This window comes from Brevundimonas sp. BAL450 (genome assembly GCF_015767455.1).
GTDB classification, from domain to species: Bacteria; Pseudomonadota; Alphaproteobacteria; order Caulobacterales; family Caulobacteraceae; genus Brevundimonas; species Brevundimonas abyssalis.
Genome location: NZ_JADWOW010000050.1, coordinates 31,332 through 51,227 on the forward strand (window position 1 = coordinate 31,332; position 19,896 = coordinate 51,227).

General features: G+C 70.9%; 19 protein-coding genes. 10 read left to right on the forward strand and 9 right to left on the reverse strand.

The window, feature by feature from the left end; all coding sequences use genetic code 11:
* Positions 1-38: 38 nt before the first annotated feature.
* Positions 39-893 carry a hypothetical protein gene (locus IWC96_RS08180; RefSeq protein ID WP_021697543.1) on the reverse strand — a complete coding sequence of 285 codons (855 nt, stop codon included), beginning with the start codon at positions 891-893 and terminating at the stop codon, positions 39-41.
* 89 nt (positions 894-982) lie between these two features.
* Here IWC96_RS08180 and IWC96_RS08185 point away from each other — a divergent pair, with 89 nt between their 5' ends.
* The 5 genes from IWC96_RS08185 to IWC96_RS08205 all read left to right on the forward strand — a co-directional run bounded on the left by IWC96_RS08185 (position 983) and on the right by IWC96_RS08205 (position 6,044).
* Positions 983-2,284 (forward strand): SLC13 family permease, encoded by a 1,302-nt coding sequence (locus IWC96_RS08185; protein WP_021697542.1) that lies wholly within the window; start codon positions 983-985, stop codon positions 2,282-2,284.
* 2 nt (positions 2,285-2,286) lie between these two features.
* On the forward strand, positions 2,287-3,498 hold the full coding sequence (locus IWC96_RS08190) for a TIGR03862 family flavoprotein (RefSeq protein WP_021697541.1): 1,212 nt from the start codon (positions 2,287-2,289) through the stop codon (positions 3,496-3,498).
* Between the two features lie 77 nt (positions 3,499-3,575).
* Positions 3,576-5,225: a M28 family metallopeptidase gene (locus IWC96_RS08195; RefSeq protein ID WP_021697540.1), complete on the forward strand. Its 1,650-nt coding sequence runs from the start codon at positions 3,576-3,578 to the stop codon at positions 5,223-5,225.
* Positions 5,226-5,257: 32 nt separating this feature from the next.
* Positions 5,258-5,464 carry a twin transmembrane helix small protein gene (locus IWC96_RS08200; RefSeq protein WP_021697539.1) on the forward strand — a complete coding sequence of 69 codons (207 nt, stop codon included), beginning with the start codon at positions 5,258-5,260 and terminating at the stop codon, positions 5,462-5,464.
* 7 nt (positions 5,465-5,471) lie between these two features.
* Positions 5,472-6,044, forward strand: a complete 573-nt coding sequence (locus IWC96_RS08205) for a cob(I)yrinic acid a,c-diamide adenosyltransferase (RefSeq protein WP_021697538.1) — start codon at positions 5,472-5,474, stop codon at positions 6,042-6,044.
* Here IWC96_RS08205 and IWC96_RS08210 read toward each other — a convergent pair.
* Both IWC96_RS08210 and IWC96_RS08215 read right to left on the reverse strand, forming a co-directional pair.
* Positions 6,041-7,057, reverse strand: a complete 1,017-nt coding sequence (locus tag IWC96_RS08210; RefSeq protein WP_021697537.1) for an ABC transporter substrate-binding protein — start codon at positions 7,055-7,057, stop codon at positions 6,041-6,043. The genes IWC96_RS08205 and IWC96_RS08210 overlap by 4 nt on opposite strands.
* A 30-nt stretch (positions 7,058-7,087) precedes the next feature.
* Positions 7,088-8,452 carry an amidohydrolase gene (locus IWC96_RS08215; protein ID WP_021697536.1) on the reverse strand — a complete coding sequence of 455 codons (1,365 nt, stop codon included), beginning with the start codon at positions 8,450-8,452 and terminating at the stop codon, positions 7,088-7,090.
* Between the two features lie 76 nt (positions 8,453-8,528).
* Here IWC96_RS08215 and IWC96_RS08220 point away from each other — a divergent pair, with 76 nt between their 5' ends.
* From IWC96_RS08220 to IWC96_RS08235, 4 genes are all read left to right on the forward strand, one after another.
* Positions 8,529-9,809 (forward strand): MFS transporter, encoded by a 1,281-nt coding sequence (locus IWC96_RS08220; RefSeq protein ID WP_021697535.1) that lies wholly within the window; start codon positions 8,529-8,531, stop codon positions 9,807-9,809.
* Between the two features lie 39 nt (positions 9,810-9,848).
* Positions 9,849-10,286, forward strand: a complete 438-nt coding sequence (locus tag IWC96_RS08225; RefSeq protein WP_021697534.1) for an SRPBCC domain-containing protein — start codon at positions 9,849-9,851, stop codon at positions 10,284-10,286.
* Between the two features lie 26 nt (positions 10,287-10,312).
* Positions 10,313-10,525, forward strand: a complete 213-nt coding sequence (locus IWC96_RS08230; RefSeq protein WP_021697533.1) for a hypothetical protein — start codon at positions 10,313-10,315, stop codon at positions 10,523-10,525.
* A gap of 64 nt (positions 10,526-10,589) precedes the next feature.
* Positions 10,590-13,424 carry a lipopolysaccharide assembly protein LapB gene (locus tag IWC96_RS08235; protein ID WP_196838710.1) on the forward strand — a complete coding sequence of 945 codons (2,835 nt, stop codon included), beginning with the start codon at positions 10,590-10,592 and terminating at the stop codon, positions 13,422-13,424.
* Positions 13,425-13,475: 51 nt separating this feature from the next.
* On the opposite strand, the gene IWC96_RS08240 is transcribed toward IWC96_RS08235, so the two are convergent.
* Together IWC96_RS08240 and thpR are read right to left on the reverse strand one after the other, a co-directional pair.
* Positions 13,476-14,015: a GNAT family N-acetyltransferase gene (locus tag IWC96_RS08240; RefSeq protein WP_021697531.1), complete on the reverse strand. Its 540-nt coding sequence runs from the start codon at positions 14,013-14,015 to the stop codon at positions 13,476-13,478.
* Positions 14,012-14,545: an RNA 2',3'-cyclic phosphodiesterase gene (thpR, locus tag IWC96_RS08245; RefSeq protein WP_196838711.1), complete on the reverse strand. Its 534-nt coding sequence runs from the start codon at positions 14,543-14,545 to the stop codon at positions 14,012-14,014. Before thpR ends, IWC96_RS08240 begins: the two co-directional genes overlap by 4 nt.
* Positions 14,546-14,671: 126 nt before the next feature.
* On the opposite strand from thpR, the gene IWC96_RS08250 reads away from it, so the two are divergent.
* Complete coding sequence (locus tag IWC96_RS08250; RefSeq protein WP_021697529.1) at positions 14,672-15,418, forward strand: Bax inhibitor-1/YccA family protein; 747 nt, start codon at positions 14,672-14,674, stop codon at positions 15,416-15,418.
* 132 nt (positions 15,419-15,550) lie between these two features.
* On the opposite strand, the gene IWC96_RS08255 is transcribed toward IWC96_RS08250, so the two are convergent.
* The 4 genes from IWC96_RS08255 to IWC96_RS08270 form a co-directional block, all read right to left on the reverse strand.
* Positions 15,551-15,895 (reverse strand): DUF2794 domain-containing protein, encoded by a 345-nt coding sequence (locus tag IWC96_RS08255; RefSeq protein ID WP_021697528.1) that lies wholly within the window; start codon positions 15,893-15,895, stop codon positions 15,551-15,553.
* A 323-nt stretch (positions 15,896-16,218) separates the two neighbouring features.
* Entirely contained in the window at positions 16,219-17,544 is a 1,326-nt protein-coding gene (locus IWC96_RS08260; protein WP_158332130.1) for a trypsin-like peptidase domain-containing protein, read from the reverse strand.
* A gap of 33 nt (positions 17,545-17,577) precedes the next feature.
* Entirely contained in the window at positions 17,578-19,005 is a 1,428-nt protein-coding gene (locus IWC96_RS16160; protein WP_021697526.1) for a HAMP domain-containing sensor histidine kinase, read from the reverse strand.
* A gap of 7 nt (positions 19,006-19,012) precedes the next feature.
* Entirely contained in the window at positions 19,013-19,825 is an 813-nt protein-coding gene (locus IWC96_RS08270) for a response regulator transcription factor (RefSeq protein ID WP_021697525.1), read from the reverse strand.
* Positions 19,826-19,896 lie beyond the last annotated feature (71 nt).

Genomic DNA, 19,896 nt, shown 5'->3' on the forward strand with positions numbered 1-19,896 from the left:
TGTCAGGGAAAGGATCAGCCTTCGGACAGGTTCCACCGTCAGCTGCGCCACTCCTGGATGATCTCGTCCGAGCCGATGGGGGCGAAGGCCACATAGTCGCGGCGGATGCGGACCACGCACAGGGGCCTCTGGTCCGGTCCCGCGCTCTGGCACCGTACAGGCCGCCCGTCGGCGAAGGCGCCCAGACGCCCCTCGACGATCAGGTGGAAGCCCGTGGGCCGCTCCAGGGTCTCGCCCTCGGCGGCGCGGACGGCGGCCTGCCAGGGCCGGCCGCCCCGCTGGTCCACCCGCGAACTGTCGGCTTCGAAGAAGGCCGCCAGGCCCACGGTCTGGGGCGAGGCGGCGGGGGCGCCGCCCAGCGGATCGACCCGGATCGGCGGACAGGTGTCCCCGGCCATCCACGGGCGCGGAATCCAGAAGCCCTCGACCGCGTCATAGGGGCCCCCGCCCAGCTGGGCCACGAACCCGGTCTCGGTCCAGTTCTCGGGCCGGGCCGACAGGCGGATGGTCGCGCCTTCGTCGGCGTACTCCCACCAGGCCCAGGCGTCTGAGCCCGCCTGACGCGGCCCGAAACAGCCGAAGGGAATGCGGATTCGGAAATTGCGCCCGGCCAGTTCGGCCTCGCTCGCCGGCGCCGCCTCGCCCGTCGCATAGGCGGCGGTGGCGCGGTTGACCATGTCCAGCAGCTGGGCCCGCGTCAGGGCCGGCGGCGGCAGGGGGATGGTCGGGGTCTGGACCGGCTCGACCGTCTCCGGCTCGGGCGTCGGCTCCGGGGTGTCCGGCGTCGGGTCGCCACGCAGCAGCATGACCCCCGCCGCCCCCAGAATCATCACGAACACAACCGCCGCCAGGATCAGCCGGAGGCGGTTCGAATTGGATGGCGAGCTCGACATGACTGAACCCTAGCACAGACTTGGCGTTGCAACAGTGTGATCACGCAACGGAGTGTTGACGCGGGGCTTCGGGTCTGTGTCCTGATCCCATGACCTTCGATCAACTGCTCGCCTTGGTGATTCTGGCGGCCGTCGTGGCCGCCCTGATCCATGGCAAGGTGCGCGCCGACGTGGTGGCCCTGACCGGCGCCGCGGCGCTGCTGGCCACCGGCGTGATCCGCCCGGTGGAGGTGCAGGGCGCCTTCGCCAGCCCGGCGATCATCACCCTGGCCTCACTGTTCGTCATCGCCTACGCCATCGAGCTGTCGGGTCTTCTGGACTGGGTCATCCAGCGCGGTGTCATCCTGTGCCGCCGAATTGGCGCCCTGGGCCTGTGGCTGGCCATGGGCCTGTGCGGCGCGGGCTCGGCCTTCCTGAACAACACCCCCATCGTGGTGCTGGCCGCACCGGTGGTGCGCGACATGGCCCAGTCGCTGGGGCATTCACCCAAGCGCTATCTGATCCCCCTGTCCTACCTGACCATCATGGGCGGGGCCTGCACCCTGATCGGCACGTCCACCAACCTGTTGGTCAACGACATGGCCAGGAACGCCGGCCAGCCCGGCTTCGGCATCTTCGAGATCACCCCGGTGGCCCTGGTGATCGGCGCCGCCGGGGCGGCCTATCTGTTCCTGCTGGGCGGCCGGACCCTGGCCAAACACGCGGGTGACGAGAGCGACGATGCCGATCAGGATCAGGCGGATTCGGGCGTCGTCTATGTGGGCGACTCCGAGCTGTTCGCCAAGCACAGGCCTCTGGACCTGACCCGCGCCTTGGTCTCGGCGGGGGTGTTCGTGGGCGTGGTGATCGTCGCGGCCATGGGCTGGGCGCCCATCGCCGCCTCGGCCTTCGCCGGCGCCGTTCTGCTGGTCCTGCTGGGCACCATCAACGCCGACGAGGCCTACCGGGGCCTGCGTCCCGAGGTGCTGCTGCTGATCGCGGGCATGGTGGTGGTGGGCCTGTCGTTCGAGGTCACGGGCCTGGCCTCCACCGTCACCGGCGGGCTGATCGGCCTGATCCAGCCGCTGGGGCCATGGGGCGCCCTGTTCCTGCTCTACGGCTTCGTCCTGTTGTGCACCGAGGTGCTGTCCAACGCCGCCGTGGCGGTGCTGCTGACGCCGCTTGCCGTGGCCCTCGCCGACAGCCTGGGAGTGGACGCGCGGCCCTTCATCGTCGCGGTGATGATGGCCGCCAGCGCCGCCTTCGCCACCCCGTTCGGCTACCAGACCAATGTGCTGGTCTTCCAGATCGGCCGCTACAGTTACATGGACTTCGTGCGGGTGGGCCTGCCCATGAACCTGATCACCTGGGTGGTCGGCGGTCTGGTCATCCCGCTGGTCTTCCCCTTCTGATCATGGCGCGTGTCACCGTCATCGGCGCCGGACCCGCCGGCCTCATGGCCGCCGAAACGCTGGCCCAACGTGGACACGCCGTCACGGTGCTGGAGCGCATGCCCTCGGTCGCGCGCAAATTCCTCATGGCCGGGCGTGGCGGGCTGAACCTCACCCACTCCGAACCGATCGGCCCGTTCATGGGCCGCTACGGCGACGCGCGCACCCGGCTCCAGCCCGGCATCGACGCCTTCCCGCCCGCCGCCCTGACCGCCTGGGCCGAGGCGCTGGGCCAGCCGGTCTTCACCGGCAGCAGCGGCCGCATCTTCCCCCGCGCCATGAAGGCCTCGCCACTGCTGCGCGCGTGGCTGGCCCGCCTCGCCGAACAGGGCGTGGAGATCCGCACGCGGCAGGACTGGCGCGGCTGGGATGACCAGGGCCGCCTGATCATCGCCGGGCCGGACGGCGAACGCGCCGAGGCCCCCGACGCCGTGGTGCTCGCCCTGGGCGGCGCCAGCTGGCCACGTCTGGGGTCGACCGGCGACTGGGCCGGCCGGCTGAGCGCGCGCGGCGTGCCCGTGACCCCCTTCCGCCCGGCCAACAGCGGCTTTCTGGCCGACTGGAGTCCGACCTTCGTTGAGCGGTTCGCGGGCCAGCCGCTGAAGGGCGCCGCCTTCACCTTCGACGGCCGCACCGTGCGCGGCGAGGCCATGATCGCCGCCTACGGGCTGGAGGGCGGGGCGGTCTACGCCCTGTCCGCCCCCCTGCGCGACGCCGTGGAGCGCGACGCCCGCGCCGTCCTGACCATCGACCTGAAACCGGATCTGAGCCTCGCGGCCCTGACCGACCGGCTGGCCCGCCCGCGCGGGTCCCGGTCCCTGTCCAACCACCTGAGAAAGGCCGCCGGCCTGTCGCCCGCCGCCATCGGCCTGCTGCGCGAAACCGGCGACGGCCTGCCCCCCAACCCGGCAGACGACCCGGCCGCACTCGCCTCGCTCATCAAGGCCGCGCCCCTGATCCTGACCAGCGTGCAGGGGCTGGACCGGGCCATCTCCACCGCCGGAGGGATCGCGTGGGACGCGGTGGACGAGCGCCTGATGCTGACGGCCCTGCCCGGCGTCTTCGTGGCGGGCGAGATGCTGGACTGGGAGGCCCCCACCGGCGGTTATCTTCTGCAGGGCTGCTTCGCCACGGGCCGCGCGGCGGGCCTCGGCGCGGCGGACTGGCTGGGCTGAATTCCGCCGCCGGGGTCGACTCCGCCGGTCCCGGCAGGCAGCCTTGGGACTGATCCCTGACCGGACCGGAGTCCCTCATGTCCCTGCGCCGCGCCCTCCTTCCCGTACTTTCCGCCGCCCTGCTGGCCGCCTGCGCCCAGTCGTCGGAAAGGCCCGAGATCGCGGTCGACGCCGCCCGCATGAACGACTACGTCCGGGTTCTCGCCTCCGACGATTTTCAGGGGCGCGGCCCCGCCGGTCCCGGCGAGCAGCCCACGGTCGACTATCTGGTGGAGCAGTTCCGGGCTCTCGGCCTGCAGCCCGGCGGCCCCGATGGCCAGTGGATCCAGACCGTCCCCCTCAGCCGCACGGCCCAGGACGGCCCCGCCACCATCACCGCAGCCGCCGACGGCTGGACCCGCACCCTTGAGCGCGGCCCCGACATTCTGGTCAGCAGCGACCGGCCCGAGACCCGCATCACCGTCACCGACGCCCCGCTGGTCTTCGTGGGCTACGGCGTCAGCGCGCCGGAGCGCGACTGGGACGACTTCAAGGGCGTCGACCTGACCGGCAAGATCATGGTGGTTCTGGTCAACGACCCGGACTTCGAGGTCCCCGAGGATCACCCCACGGCGGGCCTGTTCGACGGGAACGCCATGACCTTCTACGGCCGCTGGGTCTACAAATTCCAGGAGGCGGCGCGTCAGGGCGCGGCCGGGGTGCTGGTGATCCACGAGGATTCCGGCGCCGGCTACGGCTGGAGCGTGCTCCAGAACTCCGCCCCCGCGCCCAAGCTGGACATCGTGCGCGAAGACCCGAACGCCGACCGCGCGCCCTTCCAGGGCTGGATCCAGCGCGAACAGGCCGAGGCCCTGCTGGAACAGGCCGGTCTGGATTTCAACACGCTCAAGGCCGCCGCCCAGCAGCGCGACTTCCAGCCGGTCGAGCTGGACGGCGTCACCCTGTCCGTGGACTTCCGCCAGACCGTGGACCGCATCGAGACGCAGAACGTGGTGGCCCGCGTGGACGGCGCCGCGCGGCCGGACGAGACGATCATCTACGGCGCCCACTGGGACGCCTTCGGCCGCGCCACGCCCGATGCGGACGGCGACGACATCTATAACGGCGCGGTGGACAATGCGACGGGCCTGGCCGCCCTGCTGGAGCTGGCCCGGCTGTTCGCAGAAGGCCCGGCGCCGGAACGCTCGGTGGTCTTCATGGCCTGGGCGGCTGAGGAGCCAGGCCTGCTGGGCGCCGAGTATTATGCGGTCAATCCGCTGTCGCCGCTGGAGACCACGGTGGCTAACATCAACATGGACTCCTTCCTGCCTGGCGACCACATCGACCCGCAGGTGGTCATCATCGGCCCGGGCAAGAGCGAGCTGGACGCCATTCTCGAACGCCATGTCCAGGCCGCGGGCCGCACGGTCATCCCTGATCCCGCGCCCCACGCCGGCGCCTTCTACCGCTCTGACCATTTCCCCCTGGCGCGCCGGGGCGTGCCCGCCCTGTTCGCGGCGGCGGACTTCACCGGCCACAACGACGCCAGCCGCGACTATGTGCAGAACCGCTATCACCAGCCGTCCGACGAGTGGGACGAGACCTGGACCATGGGCGCGGCCGCCGCCAATGTTCAGCTGCTATTTGATGTGGGGGCCGAACTGGCCAACTCGGACCTTTGGCCCGGATGGACCGAGGGCGACGAGTTCGAGGCGGTGCGCCAGTCCTCCGCGGCGTCGCGTCGCTAGCGCGTCGTCACGGGGGCGCGTAGAACCGGGTCATGGAAAACGTGTTCGACATCCTGATCCTGCTGGCCATCGGCGCCGTGGCCGTAACCCTGCTCATGGGCATCTATTCGCTCTATCGCGGCGGCGAGTTCGCCCGATCCCATTCCAACAAGCTGATGCGCCTGCGTGTGGCGCTTCAGGCTGTCGCCATCATCCTGCTGGTGGCGGGCATGTGGTGGAAGTCCCAGAACGGAGGCTGACCCGCCCATGGTCGTGCTGAACAAGATCTACACAAAGACCGGCGATGACGGGGCCACCCGCCTGGCCAACGGTGAGCCGGTCTCCAAGTCGGACCTGCGGGTCGAGGCCTACGGCGCGGTGGACGAACTGAACGCCGTCATCGGCCTGTGCCGCCTTCACACCGCCCAGCACGACCGCATCGACGCCAAGCTGGCCCGCATCCAGAACGAGCTGTTCGATCTGGGCGCCGACCTGGCCACGCCCCACGATCCGCCGCCCAGGTGGGAAGCCCTGCGCATCGTGGCGTCCCAGGTGGCGCGGCTGGAGTGCGAGATCGACGAGATCAACGACGCCCTGAAACCGCTGGACAGCTTCATCCTGCCGGGCGGCTCGCCCCTGTCGACCCATCTGCATTTGGCCCGCACCGTCTGCCGCCGCGCCGAGCGCGAGGCCGTGCGGCTGGTGGAGTCCGGCCAGACCGTCACCCCCGAGGCGGTGATCTATCTGAATCGCCTGTCGGACCTGCTGTTCGTCGCCGGACGCCGCGCCAATGCGAATGGGGCCGATGACGTGCTCTGGAAGCCGGGCGCGACCCGCTAGCCCCGCCCCGGCAGGTACTCCAGGGTGAACGCCTCGCGCCAGTCCAGGGCCTGGGGATAGACCCCCGCCTCCGACGTCACCGCGAAGAAGTCGCGCCAGCGGTCCTCGGTCATGGCGCCGATGCCCATGATGGCCGCGTCGCCGCCCTGCACGATCTGGTTTTCCCTCAGGGCCTCGCGGGCCTGGGCCAGCACCTCGGCGGTCATCTCCGGATTGTCGGCCATGATCAGGGCGTCGGCCTCGGCCGGGTCGCCGTTCAGATAGTCGTGCCAGCCCTCGGCCGAGGCGGCGATGAAGGCCCGCAGGGCCTCGTCATTGTCCCGGGCGAAGGCGTTGGGCGCCAGCACCATGCAGGCGTAGGAGGGATAGCCCTCGTCCGCCAGCAGGAACACCCGCGGCTCGAACCCGCCGACCTGCTCAATCGTGTAAGGCTCACTGGTCAGATAACCCTGCTGCACCGCCCGCTCGTCGGCCAGGAACGGGGCCGGGTTGAAGGTGTAGGTGCGCACCTGGTCGTCGGTGAAGCCGTACCGGGCCCTCAGCCACACCCAGAACGCATCCCGCGACGCGGTGGCCAGCAGGAACGGCCGCCCGGCCAGATCCGCGATGCCTTCCAGCGCCGGGTCGGGGTGCGCGATCAGCACCTGCGGGTCCTTCTGGAAATAGGCCGCCACCGCCTTCACCGGCGCGCCCTCGGCCACCAGATTCAGCGGGATGAAGCTGTTGGACCCCATGCCCAACTCCACCGCCCCGGACGCCAGCAGCTGGGGCACGTTCACGCCCGGCCCGCCCTGGATGATCTGGACGTTCAGATTGCGCGCCCCGTAGGCCCCCGACGCCAGCGCCTGATAGAATCCGCCATGCTCGGCCTGGGCCCGCCAGTCGGTGGCGAAGCGCAGGCGCACGCGTCCCTGTTCGTCCACCGGGGCCTCGGACCGCCCGCACGCGCTCAGGCCCAGCGCCGAAGCGGCCAGCCCGGCGCCGATGACGGCCCTGCGATGCGGAAAAGCCATGCGATTCTGTCCCCGGAGATCACGGGGACGTTATGACGGCGACGCCCGGATTGGAAGGTCGGCCTGGTCCGCCCGCTCGAGGAACCGCACCGCGCTCATCACATGGGTGGTCACCCCGATCGGCAGCACCGCTTCGTTGACGTCGAACAGCGGCGAGTGGTTGGGCGGCGAGTCGTCCGGGTCGACGCCCTCGGGCGTGGCGCCCAGATGATAGAACACCCCCGGAATCTGCTGCTGATAGTAGGAGAAGTCCTCGGCGATGGTGGTCGGCGGCGTGGCGGCGTTCAGGTCTTCGGCGCCCACCACCTCCTCCAGCACCGGCGCCAGCCAGGCGGACAGATCCGGGTCGTTGAACACAAGGGCCGCGTTCTGGAACACGGTCATCTCCGCCTCGGCGCCGTGGGCGTGAGCCACATGCTCCACCGCCGCGGTGGCCCGCGCCACCAGATCGTCGCGCTGGGCCACGTCGAAGGTCCGCAGGGTGCCACTCAGGGCCGCGGTGTCGGGGATGATATTGTAGCGCACGCCCGCGTTCATGGTGGCGATGGTGAAAACGGTCGGCGTGGTGGTCGGGTCCACCGTGCGCGCCGTCAGGGTGTTGATGGTGTTGATGATCCCGGCCGAGGCGGCGATCACGTCCACGCCGCGCCACGGCCAGGCCCCGTGGGTCTGGACCCCGGTCAGGGTGATGTCCACGCGGTCCGACGCGGCCATGAAGCCCCGGGGCCGATAGCGCAGGGTCCCCGCCTCGCCCGGCGTCACATGCAGGCCGAAGATGGCCTGGGGCCGCGGATCATCCAGACCGCCCTCGGCCAGGATGCGCGCCGCGCCGCCCATGGGCTCGCCCGGAGGCGCCCCTTCCTCGGCGGGCTGGAACACGAAGACGATGGTTCCGGCCAGTTGCTCCTTCATCCCGGCCAGGATCTGGGCCGCGCCCATCAGCATGGCCATGTGTGCGTCGTGGCCGCAGGCGTGGGCCACCGGCACCGTCGCGCCCTGGTACTCGCCCGTGGCGGTCGAGGCGAAGGGCAGGCCTGTGGCCTCGCGCACCGGCAGGGCGTCCATGTCGGCCCGCAGCGCCACCACCGGCCCGTCTCCGGCGCCGCCGCGCAGGATCGCTATGACCCCGGTGGCCGCCACGCCCGTGCGCACCTCCAGCCCGAGGCCGCGCAGGTGTTCGGCCACATAGGCCGCCGTATCGTGTTCGGCGAAGCCCAGTTCGGGATTGGCGTGCAGATGGCGGCGCCATGCCACCACCTGCGGCTGGATCGCCTCGGCCTGTTCGCGCACCTCACTGGCGGAGATGGGCGACTGGGCGTAGGCAGGAAGTGAAAGGGCGCCCAGCGCCGCCCCCGCCAGCATTCCGACCGTCCATGATCCGTACCGTCCGCGCATTCCCGTCCCTCCTGTTCAGCCCCGCGATCATGGGCGCGGGCGGGCGGACGGCGCAAGGGCCGCAGGGGCGACGCCCATGAAGCTCAAGTCCGAAGCCTTCGGCCTGCTGTTCGCGGTCACCCTGACGGCGGGCGCCGGCAACATGGCGCTGCAGTCGGTGCTGCCCGCCATCGGGCGCGAGTTCGGTCTGGCCGACACCCTGGTGGCCTTCGCCTTCGCCCTCTCGGCCCTGCTGTGGACCGTGGCCTCGCCCTATTGGGCGCGCCTGTCGGACCGGTGGGGGCGCAAGCGGGTGATGATGATCGGCCTGACCGGCTTCATCATCTCCATGCTGGGCTTCGGGATCGCGGCCACTCTGGGGCTGGTGCACTGGCTGTCGGCGCCGGTGGCCTTCGTGCTGATGGCCATCGCGCGGGCGGTGTACGGCCTGCTGGGCTCCGCCGCCCCCATCGCCGCCCAGGCCTATGTGGCGGACCGCACCTCGCGTCGTGCGCGCACCCGCGCCATGTCCATGCTGGCCTCGGCCCAGGGGCTGGGCACCGTCATCGGGCCGGCCCTGGCGCCCTTCTTCGTCCTGCCCTTCGTGGGTCTGGCCGGCCCCATGTACGCCTTCGCCTTCATGGGCCTGGTGGTGCTGATCCTGCTGTGGAAGCGCCTGCCCAGCGGCGACGTGGTCCGCCACCCGGTCAGGCCCGGCGACCCGGCCGGCAAGGGGCTCTGGAAGGACCTGCGCGTGCGCGACTTCCTGATCTACGGCCTGCTGGTCACGGGGGCCCAGGCGGTGAATATCGCCGTGCTGGGTTTTCACGTCATCGACGAGATGGGCCTGCCGGGACGCGAGGCCCAGTCCTTCATCGGCGTCGCCATGCTGTCCGGCGCCGCCGCCACCCTGATGGTGCAGTGGGGCCTGATCCCCATGCTCAAGATGCAGCCGCGCGAGCTGATGCGCTGGGGCGCGGCCCTGGCCCTGGTCGGTAATCTCATGAGCATAGCCGCACCCGGCTTCTTCGGCGTGGTCGTGGGCTACGCGGTGGTCTCCATGGGCGCCGGCTTCGCCCGCCCGGGCTTCACCGCCGGGTCGTCCCTGGCCGTGGAGCCCCACGAGCAGGGTTCCATCGCCGGGCTCATCATGTCGCTGGCCGGGCTCAGCTTTCTGGCCCCGCCCGTCATTGGCGTGGCCCTGTACGAACTGGCCGAACCGGGGCCGTTCATCGGCAATTCGGTGCTGCTGGCCGCCGCCCTGATCCTGTGCTTCGTCAGCACGCCCCTGAAAGCCGCCCCGTCCGGCCGCAGCCGCCGCCCCGTCGAAGGTCCGGCCTCCCAGCCCGGTCCCGAGGGCAAGCAGAACCTGTCGTGACGCCTTCCTCACGCCGCATGATGCTGTAAAAGCCCGCCCATGGATTTTCGTGTCGAGAACAAGATCGGCGTGCCCGCCACCTCCGACGCCCTCTGGGAGGTGCTGTCGGACCTGGGGCGTTGGCCACACTGGAACCCCGTCTTTGTTGAGGCCGAGGGTGCGCTCGGCTTCGGCGCCCCGCTCAGCCTGGTCGAGCGCATCGAAGGACTGGGCGAGCGCCGGGTTCAGGCCCGCCTGGGCGACTGGGTTCCCTATTCCAAGCTGGTCTGGGCTGAAAAACGCGGCTGGCAGTTCACCTCGACCCGCTATGTGCTGATCGACGAGATCGCGCGTGGCAGCTGCATCGTCACCAACGGCGAGATCTATGGCGGCATGCGCGGCGAGAGCTGGTTCATGAAACATCGCCGCAGCCTGCGCCTGGCGTGCGAGACCATGAACGAGGCCCTGCGCGATCAAGCCCTGGCCCGCGAATCCTGACCCCTTTCAAACCAAGGACGACATCCATGGCCGACGACCTGGACACCCCGATCTCCACCATGGCCGTGCGCCTGGCCAACAGCACCCAGCGCGTGGTGCTGTACGAGTACGAGGACGTGATCGTTTTCCTGAAGCCGGGAGCGAAACTTCAAGGCGTGTTCACCGGTTCGGAGAACCCGCCGAAAAGCACCGGCACCATGGCCGACTGGCCGGACCTGACCCCTGAGAAGAAGGCCTGATCCAGGCCTCTCCGGTCACCATCCGTTAACCGCGATTAAAGGGCTTTTCGTCCACCTTGCCCCCATGTCGGGAAAGGCCGCGCGCAAGGGATTGCTGAAGACCACCGTGGCCCTGACGGCCGCGGGGACGATGGCGCTCGCCCCCATGGCGCCCAGCGCCGCCCAGGACGCCGCGCTCGAGCCCGTGGCCGTCCGTATCGGGGCCAATGACACCTTCACCCGCGTGGAGTTCGCCGGCGTGATCGGCGCGCGCGCCCGCATCCGCCGCGAGAACCGTCAGATCATCATCCGCGTGGGCTCCACGGCCGCGCCGGACATCGCGCGCCTGCGGGTCGATCCGCCCCCCGGGGTCGAGCGCGTCGAGACGCGCGGCGTCCAGGGCGGAACCGAGGTGGTCATCCACCTGCTTGAGGGCGCCCAGGCGATCACCGGCCGCGCCGACGGCGCCGTCTTCATCAATCTCTACGCGCCCGGACAGGGTCCTGCGGCCGCCCCCTCACCCGCCGTCCCGGCTTCGGGCGTGGTGCCCGTGGCCGTCACCGCCGGCCCCGACCGTCTTCAGCTGCGCTTCGAATGGGCCGCCCCCGTGGGCGCCGCAGTGTTCCGCCGGGGCGAGGCCGTCTGGATCGTCTTCGACCATGCCGCGCGTCTGGACCTGAATGATGAGGCCGGCCGCGACCTGGGTCCCGCCACGGGCGTCCGATGGGCGGCCGGGCCTGACTATGTGGCCGTGCGCATCGCGGCGCCCGAAAACCTGACCCTCAGCGCCAACGGCGAGGGCGCGGCCTGGACCGTGTCCCTCGGCGGCCCCGCCGGCGGGCCCGGCGGTATCCTGCTGAGCCGCGACGAGGACAGCGGCCCCACCGCCCTGGTGGCCGAATTGGCCGGCGCCGGGCGCGCCGTCTGGCTGACCGATCCGCTGGTGGGCGACCGCTTCGCCGCCGTCACGGCCCTGGCCCCGGCCAAGAGCATGGGCTCGCGCCGCCGTCTGGTCGACCTGACGCTGCTGCCCACCGCCCAGGGCCTGGGAATCGAAACCGCCACGGACGACCTGAGGGTGTCCGTCCAGGGCGATCTGGTGCGCATGACGCGTCCCTCGGGCCTCAGCCTGTCGCGCCCCACCGACAGCCTTCAGGCCGCCGCCGCCCAGGCCGGCGCGCCGCGGCGCGCGCCCTACGCCGCCCTCATCCTGGCCACATGGGCCGACACGGGAGAGGCCGAGTTCGGCGCCCGTCGCCGTCAGCTTCAGGCCGAGGCTGCCCGCGAAGCCGCCGAATCCGAGGACAATCCCCGCGCCCCGGTCGAAGCGCGGCTGGCCCTGACCCGGTTCCTGATCGGCACGGGCCTGCACCATGAGGCCATCGGCGCCCTCAACGCCCTTGTCGTCGCCGCCCCCGCCATGGCCAGCGAGCCGGAGGTGCGCGGCCTTCGCGGCGCCGCCCGCGCGGCCATCGGCCGCCAGAACGAAGCCCTGGCCGACTTCTCCGGCTCGGCGCTCGCCAATGACCCGTCCGCCGCCGTCTGGCGCGGCTACATCGCGGTCCAGCAGTCCGACTGGGCCACGGCGCGGCAGTCCTTCGCGCAAGGCGCGCGGGCCATCGACCAGTTCCCGCCCGTCTGGCGCGCCCGCTTCGGCACGGCCCACGCCCTGGCGGCGCTGGAGACCGGCGACCTGACCGCCGCCCGCTCCCTGCTGGCCTATGTGTTCAGCCAGAACCCGCCCGCCGCCGACCAACTGGGAGCCCGCCTGATACAGGCCCGGATGTTCGAGCTGGAGGGCCAGACCGACCGCGCCCTGGCCGTCTACCAGGCCGTGGCCCGCGCACCGCTGGACGGCCTCTCCACCCCCGCGCGGCTGGGCGCGATCCGCCTGCGCATGGCAGGCGGCGACCTGACCCCCACCCAGGCCGCGGCCGAGCTGGAGCCGTTGCGCTGGCGCTGGCGCGGCGACGCCGTGGAGCTGGAGGTGATCCGCTCGCTGGGCGGCATCTATCTCTCCCAGGGCCGCTACCGCGAGGCGCTGGACGCCCTGCGCGGGGCCGGAACCCGGTTCTCGTCCCTGCCCCAGTCCTCCGAACTGCAGCAGGACCTGGCCCAAGCCTTCCGCAGCCTGTTCCTGGAGGGCGCCGCCGACGGCCTGCAGCCCGTCCAGGCCCTGGCCCTGTTCTACGACTTCCGCGAGCTCACGCCCGTGGGCGCCGACGGCGACGACATGGTGCGCCGCCTGGCCCGCCGTCTGATCGACGTGGACCTGCTGGGGCCCGCCGCCGAACTGCTGCAGCATCAGGTCGAGAACCGGCTGGACGGCGTGGCCCAGGCCCAGATCGCCACCGACCTGGCCGCCGTCTATCTGATGAACCGTCAGCCGGAGCAGGCCCTGCGCGCCATCTGGGCGACCCGCACCACCCTGTTGCCGAACGCCCTGAACGCCGAGCGCCGGGCGGTCGAGGCCCGCGCCCTGATGGAGCTGGGCCGCTATGACCATGCGCTGGAGATTCTGGGATCGGACCAGAGCGTCCCCGCCCGCGAGGTGCGCGCCGACCTGCACTGGCGGCGACTGGACTATGGCGCGGCCGCCGCGACCTATGAGGCCCTGCTGGGCGAGCGGTGGCGCGACGCCTCAACGCCACTGACTGCGGCCGAGGAGACCCGGCTGATCCGCGCCGGCGTGGGCTACAGCCTGGCCCGCGAGCCCGCGCCCCTTGCCCGCCTGTCGGAACGCTATGCCGGCTTCATCGAAGGCGCTCGCTCGTCCGGCGCCCTGCGCATCGCCCTGGCGGGGCCGGGATCGGACCAGAGCGCCTCGGACTTCGCCACCCTGGCGGCGCGCACAGACACCTTCACCGGTTGGGTCGCCACCATGAAACAGACCTTCCGCGAGCGCACCGGCGCGACCTAGAGCCTGATCGGTTGAGGTGGAATCGCTTCGCGATTCCGCCGATACGGTGAATCAGGCACGCGGCCGCGCCTTCCACTGCGCCCGGGTCTGGCCCCAGATGTCGACGGTCAGACCTTGCAACGGCGGCGGCAGACGCCCCGGCCCGCGATTGGTCGAGCCAAGCCGTTCCGCCACCTTCTGCGACGGCCGGTTGTCCGGAGCGATGGAGTGGATGACGTCGTCCCAGCCCAGCACGTCAAAGGCGTAGTCCATGGCCGCCGCCGCCCCCTCCACCGCATAGCCCTTGCCCCAGGCGTCCCGGTGCAGGCCCCAGCCCACCTCCGTCCCCGGCCAGTCCAGTGGCGCCCACGGCCCCAGCCGCCCGACCCACAGGCCGCTCGACTTCTCGATCACCGAGAGCATGGACGCGCCGGTCAGATGCCAGGCCCCCGCCATGACCATGAAGCCGCGCCAGGCGGCGGCGGGCGGCTGGGCCCCGCCCAGGAATTGCGCGCTGACCTCGTCAGCCATGAACTCGGCCCAGCGGGGAAAATCCGCCATCTCGATGGGGCGCAGGATCAACCGCTCGGTCTCGATCGTCACCTTGCTCAAAACAGATACTCCCGCTCCAGGGTGTAATGGGATCCCGCGTCTGTCAGGACGCTGGTGTACAGGCCGAACCGGTCCACCCGGAAGGGCGGCGAGTGCAGCAGATTGTGGCCGGTCATCCAGGCCCCGACACGATCGTCCTCGGCGCCTCTCAGATAGGCCAGGGTGACATGCGGCCGATAGTCACGGGATTCCATGACCACGCCCGCCCGCTGGCCCGCCACGCGGCACCGGCCGGCGAGGATGTTCAGGGGCTCCGAAGCGGCCACCCCGGCCCACAGGGCGCGGGTCCTGTGGCCGTCGCCGAAGGCCCCGACGCCCTCGAGTGTCAGATCGAACGGATCGACCCGGGCCCTTGTCAGTTCAGCGGCCAGGTCGTCGGCGCGCGGCTCGCCCAGGGCGCCGTAGAAGGCCAGGGTGATGTGCAGCGCCTCGGCAGGCCGCCAGCGTGCGCCGGGCAGGCCCCGCTGGCGCCGCGCCAGGCCTTCCGCAATGTCGAAAGGGATCGGAACGGCGGCGAACAGTCTGATCATGTCGCATCACTAACGCGGCGCCGCGAACCGTGACAAACCGGTTTTGCTTGCAAGGATGGGTGGGGATTCCGATATTGGCGATGAAGGCCGGGTCGAGACCCGGCCATATGGAGATAGAGAGACGCGATGAACGACTTCAACCGAGGCTATCCGGCCCAGGCTCCGGCCCGCGCGGACATGGCGGTGGACGCCGGCCTGCGCGCCTTCATGCTGGGCGTCTACAACAAGCTGGCCCTTGGCCTGGTTGTGGCCGGCGCCCTTGCCTACGTCACCGGCAATGTGCCGGCGGTGGGCCAGTATCTGTTCGCCGAAACCGCCCAGGGCGGCGTCGGCTACACCCCGCTGGGCATGATCGTGGCCTTCGCGCCGCTGGCCATGCTGTTCGGCTCCATGTTCTTCATGAAGAATCCGACGGCGGGCGCGGTGAACCTGCTCTACTGGGCCGTGGTCGCCACCATCGGCGCCGGTCTGGGCGTGGTGTTCCTGGTCTACACAGGCACGTCCATCGCCTCGACCTTCTTCGTGACGGCGGCCGCCTTCGGCGCGCTCAGCCTGTGGGGCTACACCACGAAGAAGGACATGTCCGGCTGGGGCACCTTCCTGATCATGGGCGTGATCGGTCTGATCATCGCCATGGTGGTCAACATGTTCCTGGCCAATCCGTTGATGTACTTCGTCATCAACGCCCTGGGCGTGCTGATCTTCTCGGGCCTGATCGCCTATGACACCCAGCGCCTGAAGATGACCTACTACGCGCTCGGCGGCGACAAGGCCGCCATGGGCGTGGCCACCGGCTTCGGCGCCCTGGCCCTGTTCATCAATTTCGTGAACCTGTTCCAGTTCCTGCTGGCCTTCATGGGCGGGCGTGAATAGGGGATTTTTAGTGCGCTAACGCTCGCGTCGCGGACGCTCGCTATCTGAGCGCCTTGGCGCATAACGGCCTCAAGTAGCGCAAGGCGCGGTAGGCCAACCAAGATGGGCCCCGGAGTGATCCGGGGCCTTTTCTTATTCCACCACCTGAAATCGACGGGCGTCGAACACGCGCAGCACCTGGGCCAGGTCGCGGCCGCGCTTCAGGATCATGCCGCTCTGGTTCATCACCGCCCAGGCGCCCTGGCGACGGGCCAGGGCCGGGCGTTTCTCGATGCGGTAGGCGGGGGCGTCCCCGGCGCGGCGGAACACCGCGAACTCGGCCGCGTCCTTGCCCGGGGCCATGGCGTAATCCCGCCATTCGCCCGCCGCCACCATGCGGCCATAGACCCTGAGCATGGCGTCCAGCTCGCGGCGATCGAAGAACACCGGGCCGGCCGGGCCGTGGTTTGCGGGACTGTCGGAGGCGTCGGCGCTCATCGCGTTCAGCTTAGCGCGAACCGCCTGTGACGCCAGCGGCGGGAACGGGGATTTGACCGGCCCCTGAAGAAAAATGATGCGAACACGAAAAGGCCCTGTTTCGGTCCTTCCAACGCCCGTTTGGGCGCCCAGATAAGCAGTGTCGGCCGGTCGGGGTCGCCGGAGATCCCGGATCCTGAACAGCCCCCCCAGCCCCCCTGGATTTCATGGGGCCTCGACGGGCCGACAAACCTCCAAGCGAGACGCTCGTGCGACACCTCCCCCTCCCGGTCGCGCGGGCGTTTTGCGTTTGGGGTCAGCCCCCCGAGATCAGGCCCCCGAGGTCAGGCGCCCGGCAGGATCGCCGTCGCCGTCTCCCCGCCTCGCGTCACCGTCACCGTGATCTCGCGCCGCGCGCCCGACAGGGCCCGCTCCAGATCGGCCGCCCGGCGCACCGTGGCGTTCCCGGCCCGGGTGACCACGTCTCCGGCCGTCAACCCGGCCTGGGCCGCCGGCGAACCGGCCTCCACAGAGCGCACCTCAACCCCGGCCGCGCCGTCGGCGAAGCGCGCGCCGTGGGCCGACAGGCCCGTCGCGCCCAGGGCGATGGAAGGGCCGTTGGGCCGCTGCACCGTCATCGTCGTCGTCGCCGACCGGCCGTCCCTGAGATAGGTCGCTTCCAGCGAGGTTCCCGGCGGCGCAATGCCCGTCATGGCCTGGACCGTGCCGCCGTTTGACACGACCCTGTCCTCCAGCCCGGTGATGACGTCGCCGCGGCGCAGGCCCGCCCGGTCGGCGGGCGAGCCGGGGACCACGTCCTCGACCACCGCGCCCCGGCCGATCTCCAGCCCCATGTCCTCGGCCCGGCGGGGCGTCAGGGACGACACCGTCGCCCCGGTTTCGCCGCGCACCACCTCCCCGGTGGCCAGGATCTGGTCCGTGACGAAGCGCATGATGTTGATGGGCACGGCAAAGGCGATGCCGTCATTGCCGCCGCTCGTGCCGCCGCCTGACAGGATCGCCGTGTTGATGCCGATCAGCCGGCCCCGGCTGTCCAGCAGCGGACCGCCCGAATTGCCCGAGTTCACCGCCGCGTCCGTCTGGATGTAGTCCTCGACCGCATCGCCCAGTCCCGACCGCCCCAGGCCGGAGATAACGCCCATGGTCAGGGTCTGATCCAGGCCCAGCGGATAGCCCACCGCGAAGGCCAGGTCGCCGCTGCGCAGGGTTCCGGCGGGCGCCACGTGGACCTGGGTCAGGTCCGGCGCCGCGATTCTCAGCACGGCGATGTCCGTGGCCCGGTCCGCACCCAGCAGTTCAGCGCGATAGGAGCGGCCGTCCAGCAGATCGACGCGGAACGCCGTGCCGTTCTCGATCACGTGGTGGTTGGTGATGATCACCCCGCCCGCCGCGTCGATGATGACGCCCGATCCGCCCGAGATCTCCTTGGGCCCGTCGTCGCCGCGCGAGGGTCCGCCCCCGGCGCCCAGGGTGGTGATGGCCACAACGGCTGGAAGACTCGGCTCGATCCCAGCCGCGAAGGTGAACACACCCCGCTCGGCGTCATAGGGCATTTGCGGGGGTATCTGGGCCCAGGCGGCGCCCGCCGTCGTCAAGCTGATGGTCAGGGCCGCCACAGCCACCGTCCGGCGCAGTTGGATCGTATTCACGCAGCAAGCCCCCCATTGAATTCGGATCATAGACTAGACCCGGAAACGCGCCGTGACGACAGCCCCTGTTGATGCGTCATCAATGATCAGGTCGCCGCGGTGTCGGCGCGCCACGGCGCGCACGAACGGCAGGCCCATGCCATGGCTTTCCGGCCCCTCGCCAGGCGTCTGGGCCGCTGACCCGGCGAAGCCGGGCCCCTGATCCGCCACGCGCAGCACGGCCTCCCCGCCGTCCATGGCCACGGTGACGCGCACGACGCCGCCCGGCGGCGAATATTTCACCGCATTGTCCAGAAGATTGGTCGCCGCCCGCTGCAGCAGGGTGCGCACGCCCGGAATCTCCACCAAGGCCAGATCGGCCACGATGCTGACCTCCCGCTCGGCCGCCACGGCCTCGTACAGTTCGATCACCTGGGCGGCCAGGTCGTCCAGCCGCACCGTCTCGAACACCCAGGACGCGCCGTCCCGCAGCGCCAGGGCCTCGTTCATGGCGCGGGTCAGCTGGGCCAGGTCCGCGCCCGCCTGACCGGCCAGACGCACCCGCTCCGCCTCGTCGGTCGCCTCCGCCAGCCGGTCCAGCCGCGAGGACGCCCGGGCCAGGGGCGTGCGGAAATCATGGGCCAGCTGGTCCGACGCGTCCCGCAGCCAGCCCATCAACTCCTCCAGCCGGTCCAGCGTCTGGTTCACCCGCCGCGTCAGGCCGGTCAGCTCCGGCGCGGCGGCCGTCTCCGGCGCGCGCTCGGCGAAATCGCCCACCGCCGCCCGGTCCAGGGTCTGGCTCAACCGCTCGATGTCGATGGCCAGGCGCCGCCGGGCCAGGCTCGCGGCCCCCAGTCCGAAGACCAGGATCAGAACGCCGGTCACGAGGATGGTCAGCACCGCCCGGCCCCACGGCGCGCCACTGCGCTCCACCACCCGGCCCACGGTCAGGGTCAGGGCGCCGTAGGGCTGGCGCACGGCGGCCACCTCCACCGCGCGATTCGGGCACAGGGCGCCGCGCTCCAGTCTCAGCACATGGACCCCGTCGCCCAGGCGCTCGATGGGATCCGCCTCCGCCTCCGCCAGGGCCGCAAGGCCGGCCGGCGCGACGCCCGGCGCCTCGATCAGGCGTACGCCCGCGCCGCCGCGGCCGGTGCGGCAGACCGCCTCCAGCGACCGTGCATCGCCCGGCCGCGTCTGAACCGCCTCCAGCCAGGCGGCCAGCCAGGCCGCGTCCGTGTCGGTCAGGGTCTGGGTCGAAAAGCTGTCGTCGGCCCCCAGCTTGGCGGCCATGGCGGCGAAGTCCTGCAGGGCGATCAGGGCCGCCTTCTCCCGCTGGTCGGTCTGGACCGCCAGCCCGGTCACGACCAGCGAGCCGGTCAGGGCCAGCGCCGCCAGGACCCCCATGGCGGCCGTCAGCTGGGTGGCCGTGGGCCTGAGCGTCGCCCGGCTCAGGGCCGCGAACAGTCTGGAGGGGATCAAGGCCGCCTCACCCGACCCCGCTCAGGTCGCGGAAGATCAGGCTCTGGCTGCGCGCCGACACGATCAGGGGGTGCAGACCGTCGCTGAGCTCCGGGGTCGCCTCCTTCAGCCGTCGCCGCAGCGCCGAGATACGGGCGTCGATGATGTTGACGAAATTGTCGGGCAGGAATTTCCACTCCACCCAGCACCGGTCCCACAGCATGGTCTTGGTCACGGGCTGACCGCGCGCGGTCATCAGCTCGCAGACGATGCCGAACTCCAGCGGCGACAGCTCGATCTGCCGCGACTCCATGTCCCCCAGGGCGAAACTCAGGGTCCGCGCACCGGGCGCCAGGCGGAACGGGCCGTTGATGATGTCCGCGCCGTTGGCGGCCGGAGCGGCCCGTGCGGCGCGGCGCAGCTGGGCCGCGATGCGGGCCACCAGCTCCTCGTCGCCAACGGGCTTGGCCAGGTAATCGTCCGCCCCGGACAGCAGGCCCTCCACCTTCTGGTGTTCGCCGCCCAGCGCCGTCAGCATCAGGGCCGGGGCCTCAGCCGAGGGGCCGCCGCCCGCGCGGATGCGCTTCAGCGTCTCCAGCCCGTCCATGCCGGCGGTCATGCGGTCCAGAATGATGACGTCGTATCCGCCGCCCTCGGCCAGCGACAGGGCCTGCTCGCCCGCCTCGACCCGGTCCACGGCCGTGAACCCCGCCTTCAGCAGCCGATCGGCCACATGTTCGGCCAGGGCCGGATCGTCTTCCAGCAACAGAACGCGACGGCCCTGAAACATGTCTCTCAGACCCGCGAACGGATCCGCCTCGGCGATCTCGGATTGCGTCATGACCCCTCCATGCCCTCGCTGCGAGGATAGACCGACGCGCCCGGATGACAACGGTGTGCGAACCGCCATGC

Excerpts from the sequence above, each read along its gene's own strand:
- IWC96_RS08225 (WP_021697534.1), top strand. The coding sequence starts at position 9,849 with ATGGATTTTCGTGTCGAGAACAAGATCGGCGTGCCCGCCACCTCCGAC.
- IWC96_RS08190 (WP_021697541.1), top strand. The coding sequence starts at position 2,287 with ATGGCGCGTGTCACCGTCATCGGCGCCGGACCCGCCGGCCTCATGGCC.
- IWC96_RS08185 (WP_021697542.1), top strand. The coding sequence starts at position 983 with ATGACCTTCGATCAACTGCTCGCCTTGGTGATTCTGGCGGCCGTCGTG.
- thpR (WP_196838711.1), bottom strand. The coding sequence starts at position 14,545 with ATGATCAGACTGTTCGCCGCCGTTCCGATCCCTTTCGACATTGCGGAA.
- IWC96_RS08255 (WP_021697528.1), bottom strand. The coding sequence starts at position 15,895 with ATGAGCGCCGACGCCTCCGACAGTCCCGCAAACCACGGCCCGGCCGGC.
- IWC96_RS08205 (WP_021697538.1), top strand. The coding sequence starts at position 5,472 with ATGGTCGTGCTGAACAAGATCTACACAAAGACCGGCGATGACGGGGCC.
- IWC96_RS08250 (WP_021697529.1), top strand. The coding sequence starts at position 14,672 with ATGAACGACTTCAACCGAGGCTATCCGGCCCAGGCTCCGGCCCGCGCG.
- IWC96_RS08270 (WP_021697525.1), bottom strand. The coding sequence starts at position 19,825 with ATGACGCAATCCGAGATCGCCGAGGCGGATCCGTTCGCGGGTCTGAGA.
- IWC96_RS08235 (WP_196838710.1), top strand. The coding sequence starts at position 10,590 with ATGTCGGGAAAGGCCGCGCGCAAGGGATTGCTGAAGACCACCGTGGCC.
- IWC96_RS08200 (WP_021697539.1), top strand. The coding sequence starts at position 5,258 with ATGGAAAACGTGTTCGACATCCTGATCCTGCTGGCCATCGGCGCCGTG.
- IWC96_RS08215 (WP_021697536.1), bottom strand. The coding sequence starts at position 8,452 with ATGCGCGGACGGTACGGATCATGGACGGTCGGAATGCTGGCGGGGGCG.
- IWC96_RS08210 (WP_021697537.1), bottom strand. The coding sequence starts at position 7,057 with ATGGCTTTTCCGCATCGCAGGGCCGTCATCGGCGCCGGGCTGGCCGCT.
- IWC96_RS08230 (WP_021697533.1), top strand. The coding sequence starts at position 10,313 with ATGGCCGACGACCTGGACACCCCGATCTCCACCATGGCCGTGCGCCTG.
- IWC96_RS08220 (WP_021697535.1), top strand. The coding sequence starts at position 8,529 with ATGAAGCTCAAGTCCGAAGCCTTCGGCCTGCTGTTCGCGGTCACCCTG.
- IWC96_RS08180 (WP_021697543.1), bottom strand. The coding sequence starts at position 893 with ATGTCGAGCTCGCCATCCAATTCGAACCGCCTCCGGCTGATCCTGGCG.
- IWC96_RS08195 (WP_021697540.1), top strand. The coding sequence starts at position 3,576 with ATGTCCCTGCGCCGCGCCCTCCTTCCCGTACTTTCCGCCGCCCTGCTG.